33 protein-coding genes are annotated in these 25,544 nt (G+C 65.8%); 20 read left to right on the plus strand and 13 right to left on the minus strand.

The features are described 5' to 3' along the window. Nucleotides 1–236 precede the first annotated feature (236 nt). The 6 genes from ACFQDH_RS17205 to ACFQDH_RS17230 all read left to right on the plus strand — a co-directional run bounded on the left by ACFQDH_RS17205 (nt 237) and on the right by ACFQDH_RS17230 (nt 5,220). The gene (locus ACFQDH_RS17205) at nt 237–1,568 is read left to right on the plus strand and encodes an HNH endonuclease (RefSeq protein ID WP_382403616.1); all 1,332 of its coding nucleotides are present in this window, start codon (nt 237–239) and stop codon (nt 1,566–1,568) included. 10 nt (nt 1,569–1,578) lie between these two features. Further along, the gene (gene thpR / locus ACFQDH_RS17210) at nt 1,579–2,127 is read left to right on the plus strand and encodes an RNA 2',3'-cyclic phosphodiesterase (RefSeq protein WP_382403617.1); all 549 of its coding nucleotides are present in this window, start codon (nt 1,579–1,581) and stop codon (nt 2,125–2,127) included. A gap of 64 nt (nt 2,128–2,191) precedes the next feature. Next, complete coding sequence (locus tag ACFQDH_RS17215; protein WP_382403618.1) at nt 2,192–3,055, plus strand: GNAT family N-acetyltransferase; 864 nt, start codon at nt 2,192–2,194, stop codon at nt 3,053–3,055. A gap of 36 nt (nt 3,056–3,091) precedes the next feature. Continuing rightward, nucleotides 3,092–3,859, plus strand: coding sequence for a 2-phosphosulfolactate phosphatase (locus ACFQDH_RS17220; protein ID WP_382403619.1), 768 nt, complete (start codon nt 3,092–3,094; stop codon nt 3,857–3,859). A gap of 70 nt (nt 3,860–3,929) precedes the next feature. Further along, the gene (locus tag ACFQDH_RS17225; RefSeq protein ID WP_382403620.1) at nt 3,930–4,610 is read left to right on the plus strand and encodes a Type 1 glutamine amidotransferase-like domain-containing protein; all 681 of its coding nucleotides are present in this window, start codon (nt 3,930–3,932) and stop codon (nt 4,608–4,610) included. Between the two features lie 199 nt (nt 4,611–4,809). Continuing rightward, a complete protein-coding gene (locus ACFQDH_RS17230) occupies nt 4,810–5,220 on the plus strand; it encodes a PNPOx family protein (RefSeq protein ID WP_382403621.1) in 411 nt (136 codons plus the stop codon). A 17-nt stretch (nt 5,221–5,237) separates the two neighbouring features. On the opposite strand, the gene ACFQDH_RS17235 is transcribed toward ACFQDH_RS17230, so the two are convergent. Further along, on the minus strand, nt 5,238–5,633 hold the full coding sequence (locus tag ACFQDH_RS17235) for a MarR family winged helix-turn-helix transcriptional regulator (RefSeq protein WP_382403622.1): 396 nt from the start codon (nt 5,631–5,633) through the stop codon (nt 5,238–5,240). Between the two features lie 441 nt (nt 5,634–6,074). Here ACFQDH_RS17235 and ACFQDH_RS17240 point away from each other — a divergent pair, with 441 nt between their 5' ends. Continuing rightward, a complete protein-coding gene (locus ACFQDH_RS17240; protein WP_382403623.1) occupies nt 6,075–6,335 on the plus strand; it encodes a Rossmann-fold NAD(P)-binding domain-containing protein in 261 nt (86 codons plus the stop codon). Nucleotides 6,336–6,340: 5 nt separating this feature from the next. Here ACFQDH_RS17240 and ACFQDH_RS17245 read toward each other — a convergent pair whose 3' ends face one another. From ACFQDH_RS17245 to ACFQDH_RS17255, 3 genes are all read right to left on the minus strand, one after another. Next, nucleotides 6,341–6,703 (minus strand): TraR/DksA family transcriptional regulator, encoded by a 363-nt coding sequence (locus tag ACFQDH_RS17245; protein WP_382403624.1) that lies wholly within the window; start codon nt 6,701–6,703, stop codon nt 6,341–6,343. Between the two features lie 61 nt (nt 6,704–6,764). Next, complete coding sequence (locus tag ACFQDH_RS17250) at nt 6,765–6,998, minus strand: hypothetical protein (RefSeq protein ID WP_382403625.1); 234 nt, start codon at nt 6,996–6,998, stop codon at nt 6,765–6,767. Continuing rightward, on the minus strand, nt 6,995–7,558 hold the full coding sequence (locus ACFQDH_RS17255) for a trypsin-like serine protease (RefSeq protein ID WP_382403626.1): 564 nt from the start codon (nt 7,556–7,558) through the stop codon (nt 6,995–6,997). Before ACFQDH_RS17255 ends, ACFQDH_RS17250 begins: the two co-directional genes overlap by 4 nt. Nucleotides 7,559–7,733: 175 nt before the next feature. On the opposite strand from ACFQDH_RS17255, the gene ACFQDH_RS17260 reads away from it, so the two are divergent. The 4 genes from ACFQDH_RS17260 (at nt 7,734) to ACFQDH_RS17275 (ending at nt 11,063) form a co-directional block, all read left to right on the plus strand. After that, entirely contained in the window at nt 7,734–8,477 is a 744-nt protein-coding gene (locus tag ACFQDH_RS17260; RefSeq protein WP_382403627.1) for a phosphotransferase family protein, read from the plus strand. Nucleotides 8,478–8,526: 49 nt separating this feature from the next. Beyond that, a complete protein-coding gene (locus tag ACFQDH_RS17265; RefSeq protein ID WP_382403628.1) occupies nt 8,527–8,985 on the plus strand; it encodes an HIT family protein in 459 nt (152 codons plus the stop codon). Between the two features lie 92 nt (nt 8,986–9,077). Beyond that, a complete protein-coding gene (locus ACFQDH_RS17270; RefSeq protein ID WP_382403629.1) occupies nt 9,078–10,259 on the plus strand; it encodes an MFS transporter in 1,182 nt (393 codons plus the stop codon). 9 nt (nt 10,260–10,268) lie between these two features. Next, nucleotides 10,269–11,063, plus strand: a complete 795-nt coding sequence (locus ACFQDH_RS17275; protein ID WP_382403630.1) for an inositol monophosphatase family protein — start codon at nt 10,269–10,271, stop codon at nt 11,061–11,063. Here the strand turns inward: ACFQDH_RS17275 and ACFQDH_RS17280 are convergent. Beyond that, on the minus strand, nt 11,060–12,091 hold the full coding sequence (locus tag ACFQDH_RS17280) for a DUF3048 domain-containing protein (protein ID WP_382403631.1): 1,032 nt from the start codon (nt 12,089–12,091) through the stop codon (nt 11,060–11,062). The genes ACFQDH_RS17275 and ACFQDH_RS17280 overlap by 4 nt on opposite strands. A 25-nt stretch (nt 12,092–12,116) precedes the next feature. On the opposite strand from ACFQDH_RS17280, the gene ACFQDH_RS17285 reads away from it, so the two are divergent. Continuing rightward, nucleotides 12,117–12,968, plus strand: coding sequence for a phosphotransferase (locus ACFQDH_RS17285; RefSeq protein WP_382403632.1), 852 nt, complete (start codon nt 12,117–12,119; stop codon nt 12,966–12,968). A 24-nt stretch (nt 12,969–12,992) separates the two neighbouring features. On the opposite strand, the gene ACFQDH_RS17290 is transcribed toward ACFQDH_RS17285, so the two are convergent. From ACFQDH_RS17290 to ACFQDH_RS17315, 6 genes are all read right to left on the minus strand, one after another. Beyond that, complete coding sequence (locus ACFQDH_RS17290) at nt 12,993–13,685, minus strand: response regulator transcription factor (protein ID WP_382403633.1); 693 nt, start codon at nt 13,683–13,685, stop codon at nt 12,993–12,995. After that, nucleotides 13,685–15,028 (minus strand): ATP-binding protein, encoded by a 1,344-nt coding sequence (locus tag ACFQDH_RS17295; protein ID WP_382403634.1) that lies wholly within the window; start codon nt 15,026–15,028, stop codon nt 13,685–13,687. Before ACFQDH_RS17295 ends, ACFQDH_RS17290 begins: the two co-directional genes overlap by 1 nt. A 31-nt stretch (nt 15,029–15,059) precedes the next feature. Further along, nucleotides 15,060–15,749 (minus strand): phosphatase PAP2 family protein, encoded by a 690-nt coding sequence (locus ACFQDH_RS17300; protein WP_382403635.1) that lies wholly within the window; start codon nt 15,747–15,749, stop codon nt 15,060–15,062. Beyond that, nucleotides 15,746–16,390: a M15 family metallopeptidase gene (locus tag ACFQDH_RS17305; protein WP_382403636.1), complete on the minus strand. Its 645-nt coding sequence runs from the start codon at nt 16,388–16,390 to the stop codon at nt 15,746–15,748. The genes ACFQDH_RS17300 and ACFQDH_RS17305 overlap by 4 nt, the downstream gene beginning before the upstream one ends. Before the next feature lie 107 nt (nt 16,391–16,497). Next, entirely contained in the window at nt 16,498–16,788 is a 291-nt protein-coding gene (locus ACFQDH_RS17310) for a VOC family protein (RefSeq protein ID WP_382403637.1), read from the minus strand. A gap of 79 nt (nt 16,789–16,867) precedes the next feature. Continuing rightward, nucleotides 16,868–17,089, minus strand: a complete 222-nt coding sequence (locus tag ACFQDH_RS17315; protein WP_382403638.1) for a hypothetical protein — start codon at nt 17,087–17,089, stop codon at nt 16,868–16,870. A gap of 500 nt (nt 17,090–17,589) precedes the next feature. On the opposite strand from ACFQDH_RS17315, the gene ACFQDH_RS17320 reads away from it, so the two are divergent. From ACFQDH_RS17320 to ACFQDH_RS17345, 6 genes are all read left to right on the plus strand, one after another. Continuing rightward, complete coding sequence (locus tag ACFQDH_RS17320; protein WP_382403639.1) at nt 17,590–18,357, plus strand: SDR family oxidoreductase; 768 nt, start codon at nt 17,590–17,592, stop codon at nt 18,355–18,357. Nucleotides 18,358–18,398: 41 nt separating this feature from the next. Next, nucleotides 18,399–18,545 (plus strand): type II toxin-antitoxin system Phd/YefM family antitoxin, encoded by a 147-nt coding sequence (locus tag ACFQDH_RS17325; RefSeq protein WP_382403640.1) that lies wholly within the window; start codon nt 18,399–18,401, stop codon nt 18,543–18,545. A 106-nt stretch (nt 18,546–18,651) separates the two neighbouring features. Beyond that, nucleotides 18,652–19,065, plus strand: a complete 414-nt coding sequence (locus tag ACFQDH_RS17330; protein WP_382403641.1) for a type II toxin-antitoxin system VapC family toxin — start codon at nt 18,652–18,654, stop codon at nt 19,063–19,065. Then, the gene (locus tag ACFQDH_RS17335) at nt 19,065–19,628 is read left to right on the plus strand and encodes a hypothetical protein (RefSeq protein ID WP_382403642.1); all 564 of its coding nucleotides are present in this window, start codon (nt 19,065–19,067) and stop codon (nt 19,626–19,628) included. The genes ACFQDH_RS17330 and ACFQDH_RS17335 overlap by 1 nt, the downstream gene beginning before the upstream one ends. Continuing rightward, nucleotides 19,625–20,272 carry a (2Fe-2S)-binding protein gene (locus ACFQDH_RS17340; RefSeq protein WP_382403643.1) on the plus strand — a complete coding sequence of 216 codons (648 nt, stop codon included), beginning with the start codon at nt 19,625–19,627 and terminating at the stop codon, nt 20,270–20,272. The genes ACFQDH_RS17335 and ACFQDH_RS17340 overlap by 4 nt, the downstream gene beginning before the upstream one ends. Before the next feature lie 56 nt (nt 20,273–20,328). After that, nucleotides 20,329–20,838: a GNAT family N-acetyltransferase gene (locus ACFQDH_RS17345; protein ID WP_382403644.1), complete on the plus strand. Its 510-nt coding sequence runs from the start codon at nt 20,329–20,331 to the stop codon at nt 20,836–20,838. A 27-nt stretch (nt 20,839–20,865) separates the two neighbouring features. Here ACFQDH_RS17345 and ACFQDH_RS17350 read toward each other — a convergent pair whose 3' ends face one another. Next, nucleotides 20,866–21,699 carry a hypothetical protein gene (locus ACFQDH_RS17350; RefSeq protein WP_382403645.1) on the minus strand — a complete coding sequence of 278 codons (834 nt, stop codon included), beginning with the start codon at nt 21,697–21,699 and terminating at the stop codon, nt 20,866–20,868. Between the two features lie 487 nt (nt 21,700–22,186). Continuing rightward, nucleotides 22,187–23,290, minus strand: coding sequence for a DNA glycosylase AlkZ-like family protein (locus ACFQDH_RS17355; protein ID WP_382403646.1), 1,104 nt, complete (start codon nt 23,288–23,290; stop codon nt 22,187–22,189). A gap of 50 nt (nt 23,291–23,340) precedes the next feature. On the opposite strand from ACFQDH_RS17355, the gene ACFQDH_RS17360 reads away from it, so the two are divergent. Further along, on the plus strand, nt 23,341–24,030 hold the full coding sequence (locus tag ACFQDH_RS17360; protein ID WP_382403647.1) for a DsbA family oxidoreductase: 690 nt from the start codon (nt 23,341–23,343) through the stop codon (nt 24,028–24,030). Between the two features lie 36 nt (nt 24,031–24,066). Continuing rightward, nucleotides 24,067–25,527: an FAD-dependent oxidoreductase gene (locus ACFQDH_RS17365; protein WP_382403648.1), complete on the plus strand. Its 1,461-nt coding sequence runs from the start codon at nt 24,067–24,069 to the stop codon at nt 25,525–25,527. The last annotated feature ends 17 nt before the right edge of the window (nt 25,528–25,544 follow it).

Consider the following 25,544-nt stretch of genomic DNA (forward strand, 5'->3'; position numbering starts at 1 on the left):
CGCTCGCCTGATCTTGGGCCGGGTTGTCGCCGTCCTCACCTCAAGTCGTCGTCGGTCCGTGGCGTTGATCTGTGGGCCGGTGGCCGCGGGACCCAGCCCTTTCGGTCGTCTTCCTGGGCTGCCCCTGTTTTGTCCACCGCACGGTCGCGACACTGTGGACGACCGAAGGGGATGTGGATAACACCCGGACGCGAAAACCATTGCGCTGCAGCAGTATTCGTGACATACTCGAACACATGGACGACACACTGCAGCACGACACGAGCACATCCACGGGTGTCCTCGACGTGGCCGCGGTGCGCGCCTTCCACGACCGGCTCGACGACATCAGCAGCACTGACAACCCGTTGGAAGCAATCCGGGCGCTGGCCGAGTTACAGAACGCCATTTCGGCCCGGCAAGCCCACCTGGTCGTCGCCGCCGATGAGGCCCAGCAGGCCCGCGACATCCCCCGGGGCATCACCGCCCGCGACACCACCCGCGAAGTGGGTTCCCAGATCGGGTTCGCCCGCCGCTGCCCCGGGCACCGCGGGACAGCGTTCCTGAACCTCGCCCACACCCTGGTCGACGACATGCCCCGCACGCTGGCCGCGTTGGCGGCCGGAGTGATCTCCGAATGGGACGCCACCCGGATCACCCGGGAGGTCGCCGGCCTGACCCGGGCCGGGCGGGCGCGGGTGGACGCCGCGATCGGCGACCAACTCGGCGCCGTCGCCACCAACCGGCTGGTCACCGCCGCCCGGACCGCAGCGTGCCGGGTCGACCCCGACGCGATCCGAGCCCGCCGAGTCAAAGCCGAAACCGAACGACGAGTCACTGTCCGACCCGCACCCGACGCGATGGCCTACCTGACCGCGTTCCTGCCCGTCAAAGACGCCCTCGCGTGCGAAGCAGCATCAGACCGACCGGTGCCGCCGCGCGGGCAGGTGATGGCCGACACCCTCGTCGAACGCGTCACCGGCCGCCGGCCCGCCACCGGCGGCACCGACCTCAACGTGAACCTGCTGATGTCGTTGGATTCGTTGACCGGGAACACCCCCGCGTACGTGCCCGGCTACGGGCCGGTCCCGGCGGACCTGGTCCAGCAATGGTTCACCCAGGGCGACCCGACCGGGCCGCTGATCCGGCGCCTGTTCACCCACCCCGGCACCGGGGACATCATCGGCATGGAGTCCCGGGCCCGCCGCTACCCCGGACTGTTGGCGATGCTGATCCTGTTACGTGATCAGGTGTGCCGCACACCCTGGTGCGGGGCACCGATCCGGCACACCGACCACATCACCCGACATGCCGACGGCGGCCCCACCTCCGAACGCAACGGGCAAGGATTGTGCGCCCGCTGCAACTACGTCGAAGAACACCCCGACCACACCCTGACCGGCGACGCCAGCCAAACCCGAACCACAACAGGCGGATTCACCGCCCACAGTCACCCACCCACACCACCAGGCATGCCACCACCAACCCGGTCATACCTCGAACGCACCCTGATGGAAATCACCTGGCACCACTCCGTCAGGACGAATGACGAAGACGACAGCGAGGACGACGATGGCGAGTCCGACTAGCCTGGTCCCGATGTTCTCCATGCGTATGTTCGTCGCCATCCGGCCGCCGGAAGGGGTCCGTGACCAGCTCGCCGACTTCCTTGCCCCACGGGACGGCATGACCTGGATCGACCCTGCACAGTGGCATCTGACGCTGGCATTTCTGGCAGTTGTGCCCGAGCACCGTGAAGCCGACCTGGTCGAGGCGCTCGAGCGAACAGCACTGCGGCACAGTGCTTTCGAGCTACAGCTGGCGGGTGCCGGCGCTTTTCCGAATGCACTGGAGACGCGTGTCATGTGGTTGCGACCGACGGTCGACCTGACGCCGCTGGCCACCGGCATCCGTCACGCGGCGAACTCTGTCGGGGCTACACCGGACGGCCAGAGCTTCGTCGGTCACCTGAGCGTGGCCCGCCCTCGCCGGCCTATCGACGCACGCCGCTGGTTACAGGTCCTCGACACCTTTGCCAGTGCCCCCTGGACCGTCACCGACGTCGAGCTGATCTCGTCATACCTGGGGGAGGGGCCGCGACGGCGACCGCGCCACGAGACCATCGCAAGCATTCCGCTGGCGCGGTAACCCTTTTCGGCGCCAGCGGACAATGCGGTTGCGTCAGTCGTGCCGCGCGGTGTCTGCTCCCTGTATGCCGATCGAGCTGAACACGCCGGATGTCGATGCCCTGTTCGACGTCACCGAAGCGTTGCGGGACTGGCAGCGTGATGACTTGCCGCTGCAGCTCCATCCGGGCGACCTTGGCTGGTTCTGGCGGTTCGGCGCTGAGGCGACGGCCGCTGCGACACGTGCCTGGACCCGCGACGGCCGCATCGTCGCTGTCGGGATGGCGGACGAGCCGGATCTGATCCGCATGACGTTGGCGCCGGACTTGGCCCACGACGTGGAGCTCGCCGAGCGATTGGCCACCGACCTGTCCGATCCGACGCGCGGGATCCTCGGTGAAGGCGAGGTTGTTGTCGAAGTACCCAACGACGTCCGTGTTCGTGACGTCCTTCGCGAAAAGGGTTGGCAGCTGGACGAAGAATGGACGCCGATGCGGCACGATCTTGCCGACCTCCCGGAGCCCGAGCTGCGGATCGAGGTGGTCGGACCTGATCTCGCTGACGCTCGCACCGCGCTGCAGCGTGCGTCCTTCGAGAACTCGAAGTTCACCGCAGACGGTTGGCACGCGATGGCTGGCGGAGTGCCGTATGCCGACGCACGCTGCCTGCTCGGCTACGACGACGAGGGAGCTGCGGTGGCCGCCGTGACGGTCTGGTCCGCCGGGCCGGGCAAGCCCGGGCTGATCGAGCCCATGGGTGTCCATCGCGATCACCGCAGGAAGGGACACGGCCGGGCCATCTGTCACGCCGCCGGTATCGCGCTGCGGGACATGGGGTCGTCGTCGATGCTGGTGTGCACGCCGAGTTCGAATGTCGGTGGCGTCGCGGCATACGTCTCGGCGGGCTTCGAGAAGCTGCCGTTGCGACGCGACCTCGGTCGCAAGGAGTAGGCGAACCCTCTCGCAGCCACGCATAGCCTGGTGGCTGTGGCAGACATATTCGGGCAGGGCGACTACGCCATACGGTTCGACTGGGGACCGAACGGCGCTCACCAACTGAGAGCTGATGTCTCTGTCGTAGTGGACGTTCTGAGCTTCTCGACCGCCGTCACCATTGCCGTCGAACGCGGCATGGACGTCTACCCATTCCCCTGGAATGACCTGCGAGCAGCCGAGTTCGCTGCTGCGCACGACGCGACACTTGCCGTCGGGCGCCTCGAGTCAACGAAGCCGGGATCCGTTGTGGCGCCATCGCTTTCGCCTGCTGGACTGCTCACCTGCCGGTTTGAACCACGCATCGTCCTGCCGTCACCGAATGGTTCGTCGATTGCGGCGTCCTTACTGGAGAGCGGTTCGCGAGTGGCCGTCGGTTGCCTGCGGAACGCTCGTGCGGTGGCCAACTGGTTGCGTGTACACCTTGACGAAGGCAGGTCCGTCGCCGTGATCGCCGCGGGGGAGCGGTGGGTCAGTGACGGCTCGCTGCGGCCCGCGCTGGAGGACCAGCTCGGCGCCGGCGCGATCCTGTCGACTCTCCGATCTCTCGGCTGCGGTGAATCCATGAGCCCTGAATCCGTCTGTGCGGCAACACTTTTCGACGCTATCGAGAACGAACTCACCGACACGCTACAAGGGTGCGTCGGTGGGCGTGAACTGATAGGCAATGGGTTCCAGGCCGATGTCGCCGTGGCAGCTGAGCTCAACTCGTCGGCTGTCGTGCCGATGCTCGCAGACGGCGCGTTCCGTTCGGCGCGCTGAACGACGAGGTCGCCCTGGGGGAGAGACTGTCCGAATAGCATGGTGGGCAGACACGGGTCAGGAGGCCACGGTGAAACTTCTACTCACATCCGGGGGAGTGACGAACGACAGCATCCGGCATGCTCTCGTCCAGCTGCTGGGGAAGCCGATCGCAGAGTGCACCGCGCTGTGCATCCCCACCGCGATGTATGGGCATCCAGCCGTCGGGCCGGGCACGAGGGCGTGGGAGTTCATCAGCGGCAACTCGACGAACCCGATGGTCGACCTCGGATGGAAGTCGGTCGGCGTCCTGGAGTTGACCGCATTGCCGAGTATCGATGCACAGCAATGGATTCCGTTGGTTCGCAACACGGATGTCTTGTTGGCGGCAGGAGGAGACGTGCTCTACCTCTGTTACTGGATGCGACAGTCCGGACTCGCAGATCTGCTCCCGTCATTGACGGACACCGTCTGGGTCGGGCTGAGTGCAGGCAGCATGGTGATGACACCCGAGGTGGGGGACGATTTCATTCAGTGGCGGCCACCGGAAGGTGACGACCGCACGCTCGGCCTCGTCGACTTCTCGATCTGCCCGCACCTGGCGCCGGATGGTATGCCGGGGAACTCGCTTGCCGAGGCGGAAGCGTGGGCCGCGAGCATCTCGGCTCCGGCATACGCCATGGACGACCAGACAGCGATCTCGGTAGTCGACGGCGAGGTGCGCGTCATCTCCGAAGGTGACTGGAAAACCCTGCGTGAAGCAGCGGGCTGAGCTCGTCAGGCGCCGCTCTTCGCTCGCTCGATGATCGTCGTCAGTGCGGGGGCGCCATCCTCGGGCGTGCCGTCCGTGCCCGGGTCAACGCCGCCTGTCGCTACCACTACGAATGATGCCCAGGTTTAAAGATCCGATAATCTACATTATGTCAAGTAATGTTCAAATGGGACGCTCACCACTGCCCTAGGCTGCCTCTATGACGCCGGGCAATCGACGGGCACGCTTCATACCCCACCTGTTGAAGCACGCGCTGAACCGACTGACAACGCGTATGGCGACGAGCGGCTTCGGGCCGTTCTCGTTGATCGAACACACCGGGCGCACGTCGGGCCGCGTATATCGGACCCCGGTCATCCTTGCCGGTGTGCCACAGGGCTTCGTGGCCGAACTCTCGTATGGCGACCAGGTCGACTGGTACCGCAACGTGATCGCTGCCGGCGGCTGCACTGTGCTGCATCGCCGCCAGGAATACCAGATCGACAGCATCAGGGAATGCGACCCGCAGCGCGGGCGCGAGGCATTTCCCGTCCCAGCACGCACTGTCTTGCGTCTGCTGCGCCGGAACGAGTTCAGGGTGTTGCACACGGCAGGCGCGCCGCGCGAGTAGAACCCCACGCTGACGTGTCATGGCCGTGGCGACCTGCCGCGTGTCATGTCATGGCGCGGCGCCAGCCCATACTCGGTCTCCAAGCGTGCGAGCAACGTACCGAGCAAGCCGCCGAGATCGTCAATCTCCTTCTCGCTCAAGCAATCACGTAGCAGCCAGCTCTCGGTCCTCGTACGCGCCAGCGTGGCTGCACCCCATGCGTCCCTGCCCGACGCCGTGAGTCGAATAGGCCGCTGCCGCTTGTCAGTTCCCTCGGCGCGCTCTACCAGACCGGCACTCATCAAGCGCTCAATCCGCACGCTGACCGTTCCTGAAGTCAACCCCAGGAGCGTCGCCATCCGACCTGGTGTCACTCCCCCGTCGTCGGATGACCGCGCGAGCGCCGACAGTGCCTCCCAGTCCCCCGCGCTCATGTCATGATCACCTGCGACAACGGCCAGGACGCGCTCAAACTGCCTGGAAACGCATCCGATTCGCTGACGAACAATCTCGCTGGCCGCGTCCACATCACCCGGTATGGCGCTCAGCCAGGTATCGAACTCACGCGCCAGTGAGTCCTTCGGAGGCTCTCCTCCAGAGCTCAACACATACCTCCTTGCGTATATCTTGAGTCTCAAGGTATACCTGAACCATGAGCGAAGACAAGGCCTGGATGATTACCGGCAGCAACAGTGGCTTCGGCGAAGCCATTGCGCGAGAGGCGCTATCGCGGGGCAACCGCGTCGCTGCCACGGCTCGGCGACCCGATGCGGTCGCACTCGACGGCGGCCCGGAGCGTGTCCTGCCACTCCCTTGGGATCAAGTTGCTCATCGTCGAACCTGGACCGTTCCGGACCGAATTTGCAGGCAGGTCAATGAGTTTCGCCGAACCGATCGAGGACTATGCGGACACACCTGCCGGGGCGGTGCGCCACAGGTTCCGCGCCCAGGACGGCGGGCAGCCGAACGACCCAATACGGGCCGCAAGAATCATCGTGGACGCCGTGTCCTCGGACAATGCTCCTCTTCGTATTCCGTTGGGGCCAGAGGCGATTGACCGGATCCGAGCAAAACTGACCGCGCAGCTGGCAGACCTCGAACGATGGGCACCTATCGGCATCGCCACGCAGTTCTGAACGTGTCAGTCACGTGCGCGATTGACCAACTGTGCGCATGAGATGCACTTGGTGGTGGCCGGCAACGCCTCCAAACGCGCGGGTGCGATCATCGCGCCGCACTGACTGCAGACGCCGTAAGTGCCGGTCTGGACACGCACCAGTGCCGCATCGATCGCGACCAGTTGCAGCCGCGTCTCCGCGGCCAGAGATGACACCTGTGCCCGAGACACCGCGACCGTCGTGCCCTCTGGGTCATGCTCATCGTCCAGGTTGCTGTCCTGGGCGGCCTCCACGATGTCGGTGAAGCTCGCTTCGAGCCCACGCAGACGCTGGACTGCCTCCGCTCGCTTCGCTAGCAGACTGACGCGTGGCGGGTCCGGGTCCATCTGGTCAGGATATGAGAGCCCATTGGTAGGTCACGTGAGTAGCCCGGTCCCAGCAACGTCCTCAGGGCAACGGGTAGGTCACCTGGGTCGCGAGGAAGGCCCGTGCCGATGGGGTGTCGAGGCGCAAGGCGACATTCGTGGATCTGCACACCATGTCGCCGGTGATCGTCGTGGACGCGATCACGTGGGTGCCGCTGAGGTAGTTCGGGCCGCCCGAGTCCCCACCGCAGGCGCCGCCCCAACCTGCGGACCAATTCTGGTTTTCATGCACCCAACTGCCGGTGATGCTGTTCAAACCGAGCAGTGCCAGCTCGCGGTCACCGGTCGGTGGATATTCGTGTGCCCCTCCCCGAAGGTCACGCTGGACCCGTAACCGAGAACGTCGAAGGTCTGGTTCTGCGGTATCTGGTTCAACGCTCCCGCCTTCGGCAGGCTGGCAGGCACGATCCCCGGACTCTGCGAGAGGTGTATGACGGCAATGTCGTTCGTGTCGTTGGCGTAGACGTTCTGACTGCTCGTCAACTTCGGCAGGAAGGCCGGGTCGATCGAGATCGAGCCCTGATAGAAGGTGCTGGAGCCGGACGGTCGCTGGTCGAACGTCACCCACGCGACCGGCAAGTGACCGTTCGCGCGGTAATAGTCGGCGAAGCAGTGTGCCGCGGTCAAGAACGCGGTCTTATCGATCAGTGCACCGCTACACGCGAAATGTCTTGTGCTGCTCGCTGTTTCGCTGAAGTACAACGCGCCCGCCTCAGGGTGCGCATTGTCCGGCCGCGCGTTGACCATGGCGGTCGCGGCGGTGGGAGTGAGCGACAGAACAGCGCAGGCGGTGGCCGCGGCAAGTGCGATCTTCATGCTCGATCCTCCCAATTGGGTCGGCTGAGCCGCAAGGCTGCGATGGCAACGTGACGCGCTCACGTCAATCTCACGCGTGAAACCTGTCCACGGTGGCGCACCCGGCCTGCAGAAATTGAGGCGCATCGTCCTGTGATCACCGGCTACGTTCGGTCCATGGCTGAGGACGCTGGTCGTGGTCGATGACATCGAGGTCGTCGTCTCGCACTCCGAGCGGACCACCCTGCGCATCGGCGACATGTTCCTGAAGGTCGACGCAGACGCGGAACGTCTTGAGGCTGAGGCGAAAGCGATGGCCCGGGCGCCCATTCCGACGCCCCTGATCCTGTGGCAGCAGCGCTCGGTGCTCGCTCTCGCAGCCCTACCTGGGAGGCCGCTCGGGCGGCTCGGTGAACCCTCGACGCAGTCCGCGACTGCGTGGGAGGCGACCGGTGCCGCCATACGCAAGTTGCATGATGCGCCACTGCCTCCATGGGTCGGTCAAGGCGCCGAGGAGATCGCCGCGAAACTCGACGAGGAGTGCGACTGGCTCGTGAGCAACGGTCTACTCCCGGGCGGTGTGGTGAAGCGAAGTCGCCGGGTTGCCGCTGCCGCGCTTCGTCCCTGGACCCCGGCATTCATCCACGGCGACTTACAGATCGCACACGTCTTCATCGACGAGAACGACCAAGTCGCAGGCGTGCTCGACTGGTCCGAGGCTGCGCAGGGTGACGCGCTGTATGACATCGCCACGTTGACACTTGGCCACCCGGAACACCTCGACGACCTCATCGCCGGCTACGGCTCTTCCGTCGACGTCGACGTCATACGCGGTTGGTGGTCCGTACGCAGCCTGCTCGCGGCCCGATGGTTGATCGAGCACGGCTTCGACCCGGACGCGCCCGGTTGCGAGTTCGACGTGCTGAGATCGCAGGGGTGACAAGAAGCTCGGACGCCCTGACAACGGTCGGTGGCAATAGGGTCACGTTGTGACCGACGACTGGAAGCAAGACCGCATCCGAGCCGCCCATGACGGACGCAACCCCACGGTGCTGGCCAAACTGCCGGAGAGCTTCGCGGTCATCGGGGACGCGCAGTACCTGCCGGGTTATTGCGTTCTGCTCGTTGATGATCCGGCAGTCGACCGACTCACCGATCTCCCCCGCGACCGGCGGTTGCGATTCCTGGAGTCCATGGACCGACTCGGCGAGGCAATCCAACGGGCGTGCACCGAGCTCGACCCGGAATTCCGACGACTGAACTACGAGATCCTCGGCAACACCGACGCCTACCTGCACGCGCACATCTTCGCCCGCTACGAGTGGGAGCCGACCGACCGCATCGGCGGGCCGGTATGGCGCTACGACAAAGAGCTGTTCTACGGCGGCGAGACGGCGCTCGGTCCACAGAATGACGAGCTACGGCAGAAGATCATCGCCAATCTCTGACGAAGCTCCCGCGCGCTCCAGGTTGAAGCTGCATCCACCCCTTCCTGCGACCCGGGGATAACGCTCTGCGCCACCACCTCTAGCGTCGAAGCGTGCACAAGAAGTCGCCGGTCAATGTCCGTGGAGTGGCTCTTGTGTCCGGCGCCCACGTGGTCGACGACTTCTACCAGGGCGTCATACCGGCGCTGTTGCCTTTCCTGGTGTCGGAGCGCCACTACAGCTACGCCGCCATTTCGGGCATCACCCTGGCGGCCACCGTGCTCTCTTCGGTCGCGCAACCGGCCTTCGGTGTGTTGGCCGATCGTCGGTCGCGACGCTGGATGGTGCCCGCGGGGCTGCTGCTCGCAGGGATCGGTGCGTCAGTCGCCGGCCTCATGCCGTCATACGCACTGACCTGGCTGGTGGTCGCGGCGTCCGGTCTGGGTGTCGCCGCCTTCCACCCGGAGGCCGCACGAAGCGCGCGGCAAGCCGCCGGCAACAGCAACACCGCGATGAGTGTCTTCGCGCTCGGCGGCAACGCAGGCTACGCACTGGGCTCGCTGGTCACCACGCCGGTCTTGCTGTGGTTCGGAGTCCACGGCACCGGGCTACTCGTGCTACCTGCCGCCGTGATGGCGTTGATCCTGTCGCGGACGCTCAACCACACGCTGGACCATCGCGAGGAGCATCGAGCGAGGTCACGACTGCCCAGCGGACAGGATGACTGGCCCGCGTTCCTGACGCTCACCACGATCGTGGTCATCCGATCCATCTTCTTCTTCGGGATCACCTCGTTCATCGCGCTCTACTTCATCAACCACTTCGGCTCAACGAAGGCGACCGCCGGAGCCGCGCTGACGATCTTCCTGGTGACCGGTGCGCTCGGCACACTTCTCGGTGGCTGGCTCGGAGACCATTTCAGCCCAATCGTGAGTATTCGCAGCGGATTCGCGTTGGCGATCCCGGCCCTGGCGGGCACCCTCCTCGCCGGATCGACACCGGTGGCGCTCGTCTGTATCGCCGTCACCGGCATTGCGACCTACATCCCGTTCAGCGTGTTCGTGCTGCTGGGCCAGAACTATCTGCCGAGCAGGATCGGCACCGCCAGTGGCGTGACCGTCGGCCTCGCCGTGAGCATCGGCGGTCTGGCGAACCCCGTGCTCGGCTGGTTCGCCGACACCACCAGCCTGCGTATGGCGCTGACGGTGCTGTTGGTGTTTCCCGCCCTCGCCCTCGTCGTGTCGGCGTTCCTCCGGATGCCGAAACCGAGCGACGACCAGGACCTCTCCGCATAGGGTCGGCCCATGCCCTTGAGTGATGCCGAAGTCGCGGTGGCTGCCGCCCTTGCCGGCGCCGAGATCGTCCGCCGGGACTACGGCAGGGACCCGGTCCGATTCGCAAAGACCGCAACCGATTTCGCCACCCAGACGGACTTGGATGCCGAAGCGGCGATCATGGATGTCTTGGCGCGGCATCGGCCCACCGATCAGCGCACCGGCGAGGAGTCAGGTAACTCACCGGAGGGTGTCGCCGGACGCCGTTGGCTCGTCGACCCGCTGTGCGGCACCCTGAACTTCGCGGCCAGCACTCCACTCGTCGCCGTAAACGTCGCGCTCCTGGAAGCGGGCAGCGCGCGAGCAGCCGCAGCGGTCGATCCTATTGCGCGAGAGGCATTTTGGACGGACGGATTTCAGGCATATCTGCGTCGCGACGGTGATCTGAAGGTCACCCCTGCGCCGGACTCAGGCCTCGTGGAGATCAATTGCGACGGTCCCCTGGATCGCCCTTTTGTGGGAGGGCAGCTGGTGCACGACCCGGCGCTTCGCGCTGCTTTCGGACCGCGAGTCATCTCCTCCACCCTTGGCGTCGCATGGGTCGCCGCGGGGCGTCGGGCGGCATACATCTCGGACGGCACGTTCCGCGACAATCTGCACTTCGCCGCCGGCATCGCCATCGCCGAGGCGGCAGGTTGCGTCGTGAGCGATCTGTGCGGCGAGCCCTTGCACACGGGTCGTGGCTTGATCGTCGCAGCGGACCGTCCTACTCAGCAGGCGATGCTGGCCCTCGTCGAGCCGCACCTCGCGCGGGTGCTGTCCTAGTCCTGCAACAAGATCCAGGTCTTGCCAGGCGTCAGGCGCAGCTCTTTGTCATGGTCGTCCGTGAACCGGAACGGCTTGTTGGTGGCCGGACGATGCCAGGTCCCTGACAGCTCCTTCCCGTTGCGGTAGATGGTGAGCTTGCCCGACCCCGTGGTCAACGACTTGTAGACCGGGTTGCCGGCCGGGTCCCTGTAATGGTCAGAGACGGTCCGAACGCTGAGCACCAGCACGTTGCTCGCGGTCACCCGCTTCCCACCTGCTCCGGAGTCCGTGTACGGGCGTCCGTTCCAACTCGGCAGATAGTGAGTTCCCTTGTATGCGAAGGAGAATCGATCCCCACCGACCTTCACCGTGAAGGTGGTCTGTGTCTTCGCATGCGCCAGTCGTGGATCGGTCTTGGCGAAGCGCAGCCCGATGTCCTTGGAAGTGCTGAGTCCCTGCCGCTTCGACAACGTGGCGACGTCGAGGTACAGATTGTGCGGAGCCGGGCGGCTCGAGTCGCGAAGGTTGCCGCCATACAACTTGATCGGGGCCTTGCTGAGCTTCGTGCGGATCTGCGAGGCGGCGCCTGAGTAGACCAGTGCGGGCCGACCGAATGCGGGCAGAATGTCGACATCTGTGCTGCGTGCGCTGCGGACCGGCTCGACCCGGCTCGGGTAGGACGATTGATAGACCGGCATCAGGCGCGTGAGGTTGCCTTCGACTTGTTCGACGAAAACGAGGTCGGCCGGCGACAATCCGTATTGCGGCATCGCCGCCGCAGTGTTCTCCAGCTTGACCGCGATGACCGGGTGCCCGGTCTTCTTGCCGCCGGTGAGCGGGTCACCCTTCGCTGCCGGTGTCGACGATGTACTTGCGGTGGCAGCCGGGCTCTTCACCGGGGAAGAGGCGGTCTGCGATGAGGGTCGACTTGCCGTCACCCCCGCCGAGCCACCGGATCGGTTGCTCGAACACGCTCCGGCAGTCAACGCGAGAACCGCGATTCCTGCTGTCAGTGCCAGGCGTCGTCGCTGCTTCATCCAGGTCATCACCCACAACGCTACAGTCTTGCGAATGGCCACTCCCTTGGCACAGCTCAGCGCCGCGCAGCGCGCCCTCCTCGAGCAATGGCTGCCAGGCGCACGAGTCGTCCGCGATCACAGCTGGGGCCTGGTGGACAACGTCGTCGCTGAGCTGGAGTCCGGTCGCGAGCGGTACATCGTCAAGGCCGACGGTGAGTTGACCAACCACATCGGACGCGAACTCGACGCCCACGAGCGGTGGCTCTCTCCCTGGGTCTCCATCGGTCGGGCACCGCGACTCGTGGCCGGTGACCGGGCGGCCAGGATCCTCCTCACCTCGTATCTACCCGGCGAGCTCGTGCTCGGCTCGAGTGCGCAGGAGGATCCCGACACCTTCCGCCAAGCGGGCGAACTGCTCGCGTTGCTGCACAGGCAAACCGGGTGCGCCGGTGCGTCATACGAGGCGGAAGAGAACGCCAAGATCCTCCGCAACCTCGACAAGGACCACCGGATCGCGCCGGCCCGCGCGGCAGACCTTCGCGAGATCGTGTCGTCCTGGGACACCTACCCGGTCGTCCTCGTCCCCTGCCACGGCGACTGGCAGCCGCGCAACTGGCTGGTGCACGACGGTCAGGTCAGCGTCATAGATTTCGGCCGAGCTGCCCCGCGTCCGGCGCTTAGCGACTGGGTTCGGTTGGAAGCACGCGACTTTCGGGCTGACCCACATCGGGAGCGCGCCTTTGTCGAAGGGTATGGCGCAGACCCGCGCGAGCCGGTCGCGTGGTTTCGGGAACGATTGCGCGAGGCGATCAACACCGCGGTCTGGGCGCACACGATGGGCGACGAAGGGTTCGAAGCGCAGGGCCACGAGATGATCGAACGCGCCCTGGCCGACGCGCCCTGACTTCGTATGACGCGTAGGCGACCGTCACGGCACGAGGCGGTAACCGAATCCACGCACAGTGATGAGCACAGCAGGATTCTTCGGATCGGTCTCGATCTTCCCGCGTAGCCGCTGCACTGTGGTGTCGACAACCCGTGAGTCGCCGCGGAAGTCGCTCCCCCAGATATGTTCGAACAGCGTGTCTCGGCTCAGCACCCGTCCGGCGTTTCGTGTGAACGTGATCATCATCCGCATCTCTGTCGGAGAGAGCTCCAGCAGCTGGCCGGCACGACGAACCTCGAGCGACTCTTCGTCGATCTGCAGATCGCCGGCGGTGATCACCGTTCGCGCCTGTGTCCCGCCGGTCGATCGACCCGATCGGCCGGCACGTCGCAACAGGGCCTTGATCCGGGCATCCAGGACACGCGGCGACACCGGTTTGGTGACGTAGTCGTCGGCTCCGGACTCCAAGCTCGCGACGACGTCGATGTCGTCGGATCGTGCGGTCAACACCAGGATCGGAAGCAACTGCTCGGCGGCGACGGTCCGGCAGATGTCGAAGCCGTCGCGGCCCGGTAGCCCTAGGTCGAGCACGAGAACGTCATTGCGTCGGATCGATTCGCCGAGATGACGATTGCCGTCAGGCAGATGCTCGACGTCGTGATCAAGCCGACGCAGTCCGAGCATCAGGGCCTGCGCCACAGCCGTGTCGTCTTCGATGAGCAGCACTTTGGCCATCAATTACCCTGTCGCTTGGGGGAATTCGGCAATGTGACCCGAAAGGTCGTCGCGGATTCGTCACTGTGGACGCCGATCCGTCCATGGTGTGCTCGGACGTTCTCCAGAGTGAGCGCCAGGCCGAGACCACTCCCCTGCGTCCGGGTCCGCGCGGTCTCGACCTTGTAGAACCTGTCGAAGAGCCGGTCCTGCACCTGCGGCGGGATCGGCTCTCCGGCGTTCGTAACCTCGATGACGGTGTCACTCGGCGTACTGGCGAGGTCGATCGCGATAGGTGGTCGCCCGTGACGAACGGCGTTGCCGACCAAGTTGGCGATGACAAGCTCTATCCGCCGTCGGTCGACCTGCGCGATCACGTGCGGCTGGGCACTTACCCTGACGTCGTCCAGCCAACCCCGGTGGTCGAGCACGTCGTTCGTCAGTTCTACGAGATCGGTTGTCTCGAGCGACAACACCACCTGTCCGCTGTCATGACGGGAAATCTCGATGAGGTCCTCCACGAGCCTGGCGAGGTTCTGAATCTCCCCGTTCAAGAGCCCGGCGGCCTCTCGCGCATCCGGTGACATGGATGCGGACTCCTCCTGAAGCACCTCCCCTGCAGGCAACAATGCGGCCAGCGGAGTGCGCAATTCGTGGGAGACGTCGGCAGCGAAGCGGTGGGATTGCTGTAGCGAGTGCTCGTGCGTGTCCATCAACCCGTTGAACGACTGAACCAGTCGCTCCAACTCCGGAGCACCCTGCGGCCCGAGTCGGACCGTGATGTCGCCGTCCGAGGCGCGCGCCGCAGCGCGGTCGATGCGTTGCAACGGCCGCACGATGTAACGGGACAGCCACAGCGCGACCAGAGCACCGAGCAGCACACCGACCAACAAACAGATCGCAACCACCTTGATGACCGATACGATCTTGTCATGCACGCCGAGCAGCGGCCGCACCGAATACAGCTGCACCTGCACGCCGTTCGACCCCGGAGGGCCGCGGAGGGTGACCTGGGTGCCGAAGAGAATGCGGTAGAGCCCTCTGGTGCGCCGCAACACCTGCAGATCGGTGTGGTTCGTGGACGTGACGCCCGGAGTGAGGTCAGCGCTCTTGGCCGAGCCGAGCCGTGTGATGTGACCGTCGACGACGATCGTCATGTCGGGTGAGGCTGTGATCTGTCGTGGCGCAAGGAGATCAGCCTGCTGGATGCGACGCGCCTCCTGAAGGAACTGGTCCTGGGCCTGGCTGCGGGCCACCGAATAGACCCACGTGCCCACGGTGGCGACGACTGCGACTGCAGTGCCACCAGAGACCAGCAGCACGACCACGATGGATGCAATCACGGTGCGCGCACGAATCCCCATGTTCTTCAACGCAATTCCGCTTCTTGCTTGGTCAGCGCTGACACACAGGACCTGAGTTTTCCAGGTCGGCGGTCGTAGCCGCCGCAGGTGGCCGAACTCGCACGGGACGCGCGCCTCTCGTCATACCGGAGGCCACTTCCAATGCTCCGAGCGCAAGCAACAGGGCACCGAGGACGTCGCTCGGCCGATGCCAATGAGCCCGTATGACGATCAGTGCGATCAGGCCGGTGCCCGACCACGCAGCACAAGCGATGCCTTGTTGCAGCCGAGATCTGGCGACGAACGTCAGGGCCGAAGCGACGCCGGCGAACGCGGCAACCGTGCCGCTCGGAAACGAGTTGTGCGCAACGAATTCGGCTGGGGATGACGGTCGGGTGAGGACGCTCTTCAAGACGTCCGCCAGCAGGCCTGGCGCACAACCGAGTGCCAAGGCCGCAGTCGTCGTGCGTGGGGCGCAGCGATTCACCGAGCACGTCGCGCACACTACACCGGCGCCGATCACCAACAGCGCCAGTTGAGAGCGCGCCAGCGAGGTGCCGTCGGGGATCCAGGAACGCGTGGACAAGTTGTCGCGCAATTGTTGAAACGCCATGTCGTCGACGAGGCGGCCCGGTGCGGTACGCACGGCCACGGCATACAGAACGAGGACGGCGATCCAGCATCCGATGCCGACCATGAGACGTATGGCGCGGGCGGGCTCCCGCATTGTCGAAGTGGTCATCCCAGCGCGTCCGTTCGCATTGCCGGGCATTGGCTGTCCTTGGCCGTCAGTTCGAAATGCCACATCTCGTTCGCGTAGGTCTGGCACAGCCCGAACTGAGCACCGTGCCGGCTCAGCCAGCCGTCCGCTGAGGTCGGTGCGATGTCCACAGCGGCCCCTTTGGTGTGCTCCGTCTTGTCCGGGGTCGCGACGTGAGTGCGGGCATAGGTCAGGCCGTGCTCTGCGACTGCTTCGTCATACAGCCGCTGTTGGTAGGCAACCGTGCGCCAGCCCGACGTGATCCACAGCTGAATCCCGTTGCTGCCCATCGCGTTTGCAGCCGCTTCCAGTGCTTGCCGAAGTGCCGGGTCGAGTTTGCTGATCGCTGGGACGTCGGCGTCCGGACCGAGGTGCTCAGCCGAGGGGATCTCCCCCGCTGCAGGTCCCGACGCCGGACCTCCACGCGGCGTCGCTACCGGCGGCACGCGCACCGCAGATGCAGTGGTCTCCCTCGAAGTGACCAGCGCCCGTCCCTGTGGGACGCCAATCGCACGTGTCCGTTGGGACATGACGCCACCCGCGAGCAGCACGCAGATGCACGCAATGCCAAGGACACCCAGGTACGTTGGTCCGACTCGCTTGGTATGTGGTTTCGAGCGCATGCCCAGGACGCTAGAAGCCGGATTTCTCAGCTCTGCGGCATCACCGCAACAGCTGTGTCGCAACCTGTCAGGTCACCTGATCCTTCGCGCGATGTCCCGTCGAGTCGTCAGTTTTCGACGCAGAACTCATTGCCCTCGGGGTCTGTCATGACGACCAAGTCCGGGTTGCTGCTGACCACGATGGCTCCGAGGTCTTTGAGACGCTCGACCTCATCCTGCAGGCGCCCGGCCGCGCGAAGATCGAAGTGCTGTCGATTCTTGGCTGTCTTCGGTTCCGGGACTCTCTGGAACCACAGGGTGGGACCGCCCCACCCCGCCGGCTCGACCCAGGCTCGGTGCGGGGTGCTGTCCTCGTAGACGTTCGAGCCGAGTGCCGAAAGGCGTGTGCCGCATGCCATTTCGCACTCGTGGTCACACGCGCGGGCACTTGGTATGCCGTGCTGACCAGCGCTGACAGCACCGCGCCCGCGACATAGATCAGGGCAAGCTGCCCAGACCTCTCGACGCGCCGAGCAGGGCCAGGAGGACGCCGCCGAGCAGCGGACCCACGTCAGTGCCCATTCCTTCGATCGCCGCGTACGCCGCATTCGCGCCGACCAGTTCCTCCGGCATCACGACGGTCTGGATGATCGCGGAGCGGAGCACCGCCTTGAGAACGGATCCGGCGAGTGAGCCGAACCCGACCACCAGGACGAGCAATCACGCGCTCCCTCTCGCGGCAGCGCCGGCGAGGGCAAGCGACATCGCCGCCGCGGATACGTGGGAGAGAACTAGTCGGTGTGGCCGTGACAGTCGGTCCGTCCAAGGCACGACGAGAGGTCCGAGAACCGCGACGGGCAGCACCCGAGCGGCACCGACGAGTCCGACAAGACCGACTCCGCCGACGCGGAACGCGACCACGGCGAGCATGACGAGCAGAGCCAGATCCGCTGCGACCCAGCAGCCCCAACTCGCCTCGACCAGACATAGATTTCTGTTGCGGCGGCCGGCCCTCATGGAACGTTCCGCATGTCAGCAATGTTGGCGCTCCACGCCGCTCGGCTGCACCGGAATCGGCCAAATACGAGCACTCTTGCGCCGGATAGACGCATTCGAACGCGGGCGGCTATCGTTCCGCGGCGGCAGAAAGGATATGACAATGCCGCCTTGCCTCCGTAGCTTGATTTGCGTTCCAGCAACATCTATTTCGGAGGTGGCCCGTGTCGAACGGAACAGTGTTGGTGACCGGCGTGGGGCGCAAGCGCGGCATCGGCGCAGGACTCGCTCGCGGTCTTGCCGCGGCAGGCTGGGACCTGGCGCTCAACTACTGGAGTGACTATGACAGCCGCCTCGACATGGAGCGCGGCGACTCCGACCCCGAGCAGATCGCCGACGAGTGCCGACAGCTCGGCCGGAGTGTTGACCTGGTGCCCGGTGACCTCGGCGACCCTGCAGTCCCGAGCAACCTGGTGCGCGTTGCGAACAAACGCGGTGACCTGAGCGCGCTGGTGCTCGCACATACGGAAGGAGTCAACAGCGGCATCCTCGACACCACCCTCGAGAGCTGGGACCGCCATTATGCGGTCAACGCACGCGCGAACTGGTTGCTGATCAAGGCTTTCGCAGTGCAGTTGCCGCCTGCAGTCGGCGAGGCGGAACGCGGCCGCATCGTCGCGCTCACCAGCGATCATTCGGCGCACAATCTCCCCTACGGCACAAGCAAAGGGGCGCTCGACCGCATCGTGGTGGCTGCTGCGATCGAGTTGGCAGAGAAGGGAATCCGGGCCAACGCGATCAACCCCGGTCCGATCGACACCGGCTGGATGAACGACGAGATCCGTGCCAGCGGTGTCGAGCAGACTCCTGCTGGCCGACTTGGAACACCACGCGACACCGCCGACCTCGTCACCTTCCTCCTGTCGCCGGCCGGAGGTTGGGTCACCGGCCAGGTCCTGTACAGCAACGGCGGGTTCCGCACCACGCAGTGATCGGTCCGACACTGCGTGCTACGCGGTGCTACGGTTGTGTCATGGACACGATCAGTCAGCGTGAAATGCGTAACCGGAGCGGCGAGTACCTGCGTCGCACCGTGGCGGGCGAATCATTCGAGGTGACCAACAACGGAGTGCCTGTTGCGCGTCTCACTCCCCTGCGGGAGATGGCGCTACAGACTTAGGCCCATATCGCCCGGCAACAGCACCAACCGCAACGCTGCGCGACCTCCGACGCCGCAAGACGAGCAGGTCATCGGCCGATATTCTTCGAGACACGAGGGGCGCTTGGTGACCGAATCGGCCGCCACGGTTTGCTACCTCGACACCTCCGCAGCGATGAAACTCATTGTCGACGAAGCGGGTTCGGCCCAGCTGGTCGAGCTGCTTGCGGATGCCACCAAGCAGCGACGTCTGGTGTCATCGATGCTGCTCCACACCGAGCTGCATTGCGCGGCAGGCCGTCATCCGGCTGACATCGACATTCGCGACGTCAAAGAAGTGCTCGCGACAGTTGATCTCTTCGACGTGACCCGCGGAGATTTATTGGGTGCAGGGCTGCACGTGCCGTTGCGGTCGAATGATGCCATTCACCTTCAGGTCGCGCTGCGGTTGGGAGTCGACGAGATCGCCACGTACGACCAAGAACTGCAGGAAGTCGCTGAGCGAGCGGGATTCGCCGTGCTCTCCCCGCTCGACGACTGATGGCCGCCGCAGTCCACCAGGTCGTGTTGCTCGAGGGAGTCAGCGACATCGCGGCGCTCACCGCCGTAGCGAAGACCCAAGACGTCAACCTGGACAACGTCGACCTGATAGATCTCGCCGGAGTGACGAATGTCCGACGTGAACTGATCGAATTGCACCGTGGCTCAGTCGGTTTGGAGATCCTCGGACTGTGCGACGCGCCGGAAGTGCGCTTTGTCGAGCAAGCCCTCAACGAAGTGGGTGGCACCGTCAGGGACGCGAGCGACCTACCGACATACGGCTTCTTCGTGTGTCACGCCGACCTTGAGGAGGAGCTCATCCGCGCCCTCGGAACCGACCGCGCCGTGGCCGTCGTCGAGCAGCTCGGCCTCGACACGAAGCTGGCCACGCTCCGTCAGCAGCCCGCGTGGCAGGACCGCCCTCTCGCTGAGCAACTGCACCGCTTCTGTGGAGTCGCCTCCGGACGCAAGGAACTCCTGGCCGGTGCCCTCGCCGGCGCGTTGGAGCCGGAGGATGTTCCGCAGCCACTACAAGGGCTCCTCGATCGACTGGCCGCCTCGTGAACGATCCGCACCGCCTCGGCGGCGCGCTGGCGTTCGACGAACACGCGGCGAGCGCGGCCCCTCGAGCCCCTTGGCAACCGCTCACAGTCCGGACGGACGAGTCCGCCTTGCGGGCCAGGGTCGAGGCGGTTCGGGCACAGTTGCATTCCCCCGACGGCAGGTCGGTCGACCTGCGCGTCGCAGCGTCCACCGAACAGTTCGGCCTGGTCGCTCGACTCGTCTCGGCCCACGTCTGCGCACGGGCTCTCGGCCTGTCACTCGATCTCGCTGGGGACGAAATCTGGTGGCAGCAGCGTCCCGGCCAGCTGTTGCGGCTGTCTCTCGCACGAAGCCCACATCAGCGAAATCCGTTGCAGCATGGCGCTATCGCCCAGGTCACCGACACCATCCAGCGCCTGTATGGCGTCAGCGCACAGGTCCTTTGGGGCAACGTCGGATCCGCGGCCAACAGCACCGTCACGTTGCTACGGGCGACCCGTCCCGACCTGGTGGAACGAGCACAGAAAGCGGCCGACGAACTCCTGCACGACCCGCGAATCGACGGAGGCGCGCTGCGCACCGGCACAAACTTCCGCCGGCACAGTTGCTGCCTGATCTACCGTGCCGGCATCGGGATGTGCGGAGATTGCGTATTGCATCCCTGACACGAGGCACGCACAAATCTCAGACCCCGCAGGTCGGCTACGGCATACTCCGTTGCGTGCCGGATTGGACGATCAGACCGCCAGAGCCGGGCGACGTCGAGTCGCTGGCCGTCCTGCATGTCGCTGTATGGCGCTACGCCTACCGCGGTCTCATCGAGCAGCCCCTGCTCGACGGGATGGACCTGTCGCGCAGTGTGCGGCGCTGGGACAAGACGATCACGTCCCTGAGCGCGGGTCAGCTCGGTCACACCGTGCTGGCCGCCTTCGTCGACGAGGAGCCGGTCGGCATTGTCGAAGCCGGCCCCGCCGCGGACGACGAGGCACCCCGGTCGACTGAACTTCTCAGCCTCAACGTGGCCGGTAAATGGCACGGTCGAGGCGTGGCGCAAGCATTGACGGCGGAGGCGGTCGGAGACGCCGATGCCTACCTGTGGGTGCTGCGCGGCAACGAGCGAGCCATCGGCTTCTACCGCAAGCTCGGCTTCGAGCTCGACGGAACTGAGCGGTATGACGACGTATGGCGCTGCTTCGACCAGCGCATGCAGCGGCCCGCGCCGGACGCCTGACTCCCGGCCCGGGTGAGACGACAGGCCTCAGGCGCCCGGATCGGGGAGGTCGTGCACGTCGCGCACGAACGCCGCGAAACCGGGCACGGTGAATTCGAGGTAGCCATGGCTGCTGTCGGTGATGATGCCGGCGCCGATCAGCCGGCTCCGGGGCACACCGAGAGCGTCAGACGGCTTGCCCATCACTGCAGCGATCGCGCTGCGCCGGACCGGCTCATCGCCGAGGCCGGCCATTGCCAGGACGAAATCGAGCTCCACCTCGCGGGTCACCTTCGACAATCTGGCGGTGAACAACTCGCGCAGGTCCTCCTCCACGTCGGCCGCCGCCGCCTCGACGTGCTGCCGCTTGATGGTGCCGCCCGGATCGGGGAATCCCGCGTGGTGCCACGCATTTTCACCGATCAGCTGCACGGTGTGCGGGTAGCCCGCGGCATACCGAACCGCTGCGTCGAGTGCGTCCGCGCTCCACCCCACACCGAGCTGCCTGGCTGGGTTGGCCAGCGCCACCGCCACAGCTTCCGGTGTGAGGTCCTTCAGCTGCCGATAGGCGAATCGCTCCGAGTTGCTCACCGCGGCATTGATGATGCCCACGCTCTCCGGGAGCCCGGCCATGAAGAGTGACACCGGCAGCATGCGGCGCTCGGACTGGAAGTGTTGCCACGCATAGGAAATCGTCCGCAGGCTCGCCGCATCGGCAGCCTGCACCTCATCGATCAGGACGACCAGACCGGAGTGCCGACGCTCCAGCGTGGCCTCCGCCGTCGCGACCAACAGGTCCTCGAACTCACGCGTCGCGCCGCGAACCCGACGGCCGCTGCCGGTGGCGTTCCAGCCGGCCTCGATGCTGGCGACTCCAGGCACTCCCCGGTCACCTTGAGCTCGAGGTGGGACAGCGCGGTGGTGACCTTCTCACGCATCCTCGCCGGCCAGCGGCGCACCAGCCGCCCCGCACCGTCCGCGATCGCGGGCACCAAGCCGGACGACTCTCCCGCTGTCACCCAGATCGTGTCGGCATCCTTCGCGTGCGCCCGCTGCTCGACCTGACGAAGCAACGACGTTTTACCGACTCCCCGAGGACCGTGGTCGACGCGAATTCGCGGCACCAACCGGCCGAGTGCTGTCATCAGGTCGAGGCGTTCCTCGATCTGGGCCAGCTGCACGGTGCGACCCGGCACCTCGCGCGCCACGGCGCCCGGCGTGTAGGGACTCGGTTGCGCCATTCGCTGCCTCACCTCGAGTGTTTATACGGTTCTTCGAAAACGTCTACAAGCGTATCCGCTGGCTCCGACAACCGTCCCGGCATCGGAGGGGAGACTTTGCGCGAACCGCATCGCGCTGCTCCGAGCTGTCAGTGCTCGGCCTGTAGACCCAAACACGTTGCAAGAGAGTCGATTTCGCGGCGCACGGAGGCGCGTAGCGACGCGGTGAACTCCTCGTCCTCATGTATGGCATGCACGACCAGCCGCCCGCGATCACGGTCGGCGGCGGCGTCGACCTTCCCGACCAGCCGGTCGCCGTGCAGGATCGGCAGCGCGTAATAGCCCCAGCGCCGCTTCGACTTCGGCTTGTACATCTCCAACTGGTAGTCGAACTCGAAGATCTCACCCATCCGCTTTCGGTCGAAGATCAGCTGGTCCAGCGGTGACAACACGGCGGTGCGCCCCCGGAACGAGGTGTCCAACTGCTCCGGGTCCACGCGCCACTTCCCGCGCACGCCCTCAATGACGGCGGGCTCTCCGGGTGGTTCGACCTCCTTGCGGGCGATCCCGGCCAGGTCGTAGATCCTGGGGCGCATCAACCCGAGCGCGCGCAACGCTCTCCGGGAGCGCTGCACCAGCGCCTCCTCCAGCGGCACCGTGTCGGTTTCGGGATAGACGCGGCCGGCGAGGTCCCACAGCCGTTCGCCACGGATTCCGCGCCCGGCCACCGCGACCTCGCCTCTGCTCTCCATGAAGTCGATGAGACGAACGACGTTCTGGTTGTTGGTCCAGCCCGACGAACGCCACGCCACTTCGCAGGTGTCCTCGAACGCGGCCGCCGGCAACGGAGCCTCCTCCGCCAGCCGGTCCAGGATGTCCCGGCGGCACAGATCGTTGGCCTGGACCCACTCGGCTGCGAACTCCTGCCACTCGTGACGCGGATGCTGACCCCAGTCCGCCAACTCGGCGCGATAGAGCCGGATGTCGTCCGCGGCCATGACCCGGCCGCGCAATTCGACGACGTCGCGTGCATCGAAGAGATCGTCCAACCCGCCCAGCTCGTATGCCGTGCCCAGTCGACTCCAGCAGACGAGCTCCGGGCTCGGCGCGACCGCCGACGTCAGGTCGACCTGCACCGACCCGAGACCACGTACGACCTCCAGCAGCTCGGCAGGACGCGGCGATGCGAGGAGTCGCGCGCGCACCGCTATCCGACGGGCGTCGGCGCGCGTCAACCGATGGACGGTGGTCACCTCGAGGACGGTAGCGGAATGCGCACGAGCGAAAGGCCGTTGCGGCATACATGAAGGTTGACATCTGGTCTGACATCGCCTGCCCCTGGTGCTTCATCGGCAAGCGCCGCTTCGAGTCCGGACTGCGTGACTTCGCGCACGCCGACGATGTCGAAATCACCTGGCACAGCTACCAATTGGACCCATCGTTGCCGGAGCACTTCGACGGCACCGAGATCGAATATCTCTCCGACCGGAAGGGTATGCCGCGCGAGCAGGTCAAGCAGATGATCGGCCACGTGCGCGAGCAAGCAGCAGCAGAAGGACTGCACTACGACTTCGACAAACTCGTCGTCGCCAACAGCATGCGCGGGCATCACCTACTGCACCTGGCCGCTCGCCACGGTGTTGCGGACGCCGTGAAGGAGGCGCTGTTGTCCGCCCACTTCGAGCACGGTGTCGACATCGGAGACCCGGCGCAGCTGGTCGAGATCGGTGTCCAGCACGGCCTCGACGCGACCGAGGTACGAGCGGCGTTGGACGACCCAGCAGTGCGCTCGGACGTCGAGCAGGACTTCGCGCAAGCACGTGCCTCCGGCATCCAGGGCGTTCCGTTCTTCGTGATCGACGAGAAGTTCGGCGTCTCCGGGGCACAACCGGCCCAGACCTTCACCGGCGCGCTCGAGCAGGCCTGGCAGGCGTCACATCCACTCGTGATGCAGGAGGCCGAGGGCGCCGTGTGCGGCCCCGACGGCTGCTGAGACAACGCAACCGACGCCTGCGGCGTCCCATTGGGTATGACGACCACGACCCGACGGAGCGCGCTCGCACTGACCGGCAGCAGCGCGGTCGCTGCGCTCACCGGTTGTCACGCCGGACCGAGCAATGCCAGGCAACTGGCAGCTGCTCGGGCCATCGCGAAACCGACCACCCAGGACTGGATTTCGTTCGCCCACACGGTGCAAGGGCCGGTCGATCTGCCGGGCTCGTCGCCATACAACCGGGCCAAGCTTGTCTTCGACACGCGCTTCGACACGAACAAGCCGGCCGCGGTGATGGTCGTCGAGCGCACTGCCGACATCGCGAGGGCGATGCACTTCGCGCAGCGCTTCAACCTTCAGGTGGCGCCGCGCGGCGGCGGCCATTCCTATGTCGGTGCCTCGGCGGCGAACGGCACCCTGGTGCTCGACCTGCGCCCGCTGCGCTCCATCGCGTATGACGCGAAGACCCGCACCGTCCTGGTCGCCTCCGGCGCCTCCCTGTATGACGTGAAGGCGCACCTGGCGCCGTACGGGCGCGGCATACCGACCGGGACGTGCCCGACCGTCGGGGCAGCCGGCCTCACGCTGGGCGGTGGCCTCGGCGTGGAATCGCGCGCTCATGGCGTGACCGCGGACCGGCTCACCGAGGCGCAATTGGTGCTCCCGACCGGCACGTCTGTCACGGCGAGCGCGACGCAGCACGCCGACATCTTCTGGGCGTTGCGCGGCGGTGGTGGCGGCAACATCGGTGTCGTCACGGCAATGCGTTTCGCCACCCACCCGGCCACCGGCCAGGGCATCTTCACCCTCACGTTCGCCGGCAGCGCCGCTGTGCCGGTGATGACCGGCTGGGCACGGTGGATCAGCACCGCGACACGGTCGCGCTGGGCCGGCGTGCACGTCGATGCGATCGGCCGTGGCAGCTTGCACGTGAGCATCGTCGGCGTCACGACCGCCGGCGACGAGCACGCCGCAGCCACGTCGCTGGTGCATGCGATAGGGGTCTCCCCCATTGCGACGAATTACCGGCGGTTCAGCTACCTGGGCGCGGCGATCTACCTCGGCGGCGGCACGACGTCCGCCCGGCAGCCCTTCATGGCCGGCTCCGACATCCTGGCCACCCTCGGCCAGCAGGCCGCGAGCGCCATCGCCCGCACTGTCATCGACCGGTCCCGCGCAGGAGGCGCGGGCAGCGCCCTGCTCGACCCGCTGACCGGAGCCGTCGGCGACCCCAAACGGACCGACACGGCGTTCCCGTGGCGCGATCACGTCGCCTCGCTGCAGTGGTACGTCGGAGGCAGTCTGTATGCCTCGGCGCACGACTGGATCACGCAGGCACATCGGCAGCTGGCGCCGTTCTCCTCCGGTGGCTACGTCAACTACCTCGAATCGGGACAGTCCGCGCAACGCTATTACGGCGGCAACCTCGCTCGGCTGACGCAGCTTCGCAAGCAATACGACCCGCAACGCCGCATACACAGCGGGCTCAGCCTCTGACAACACCACCGCCGGTG

This window comes from Flexivirga alba (assembly GCF_042661025.1).
Lineage (GTDB): Bacteria > Actinomycetota > Actinomycetes > Actinomycetales > Dermatophilaceae > Flexivirga > Flexivirga alba.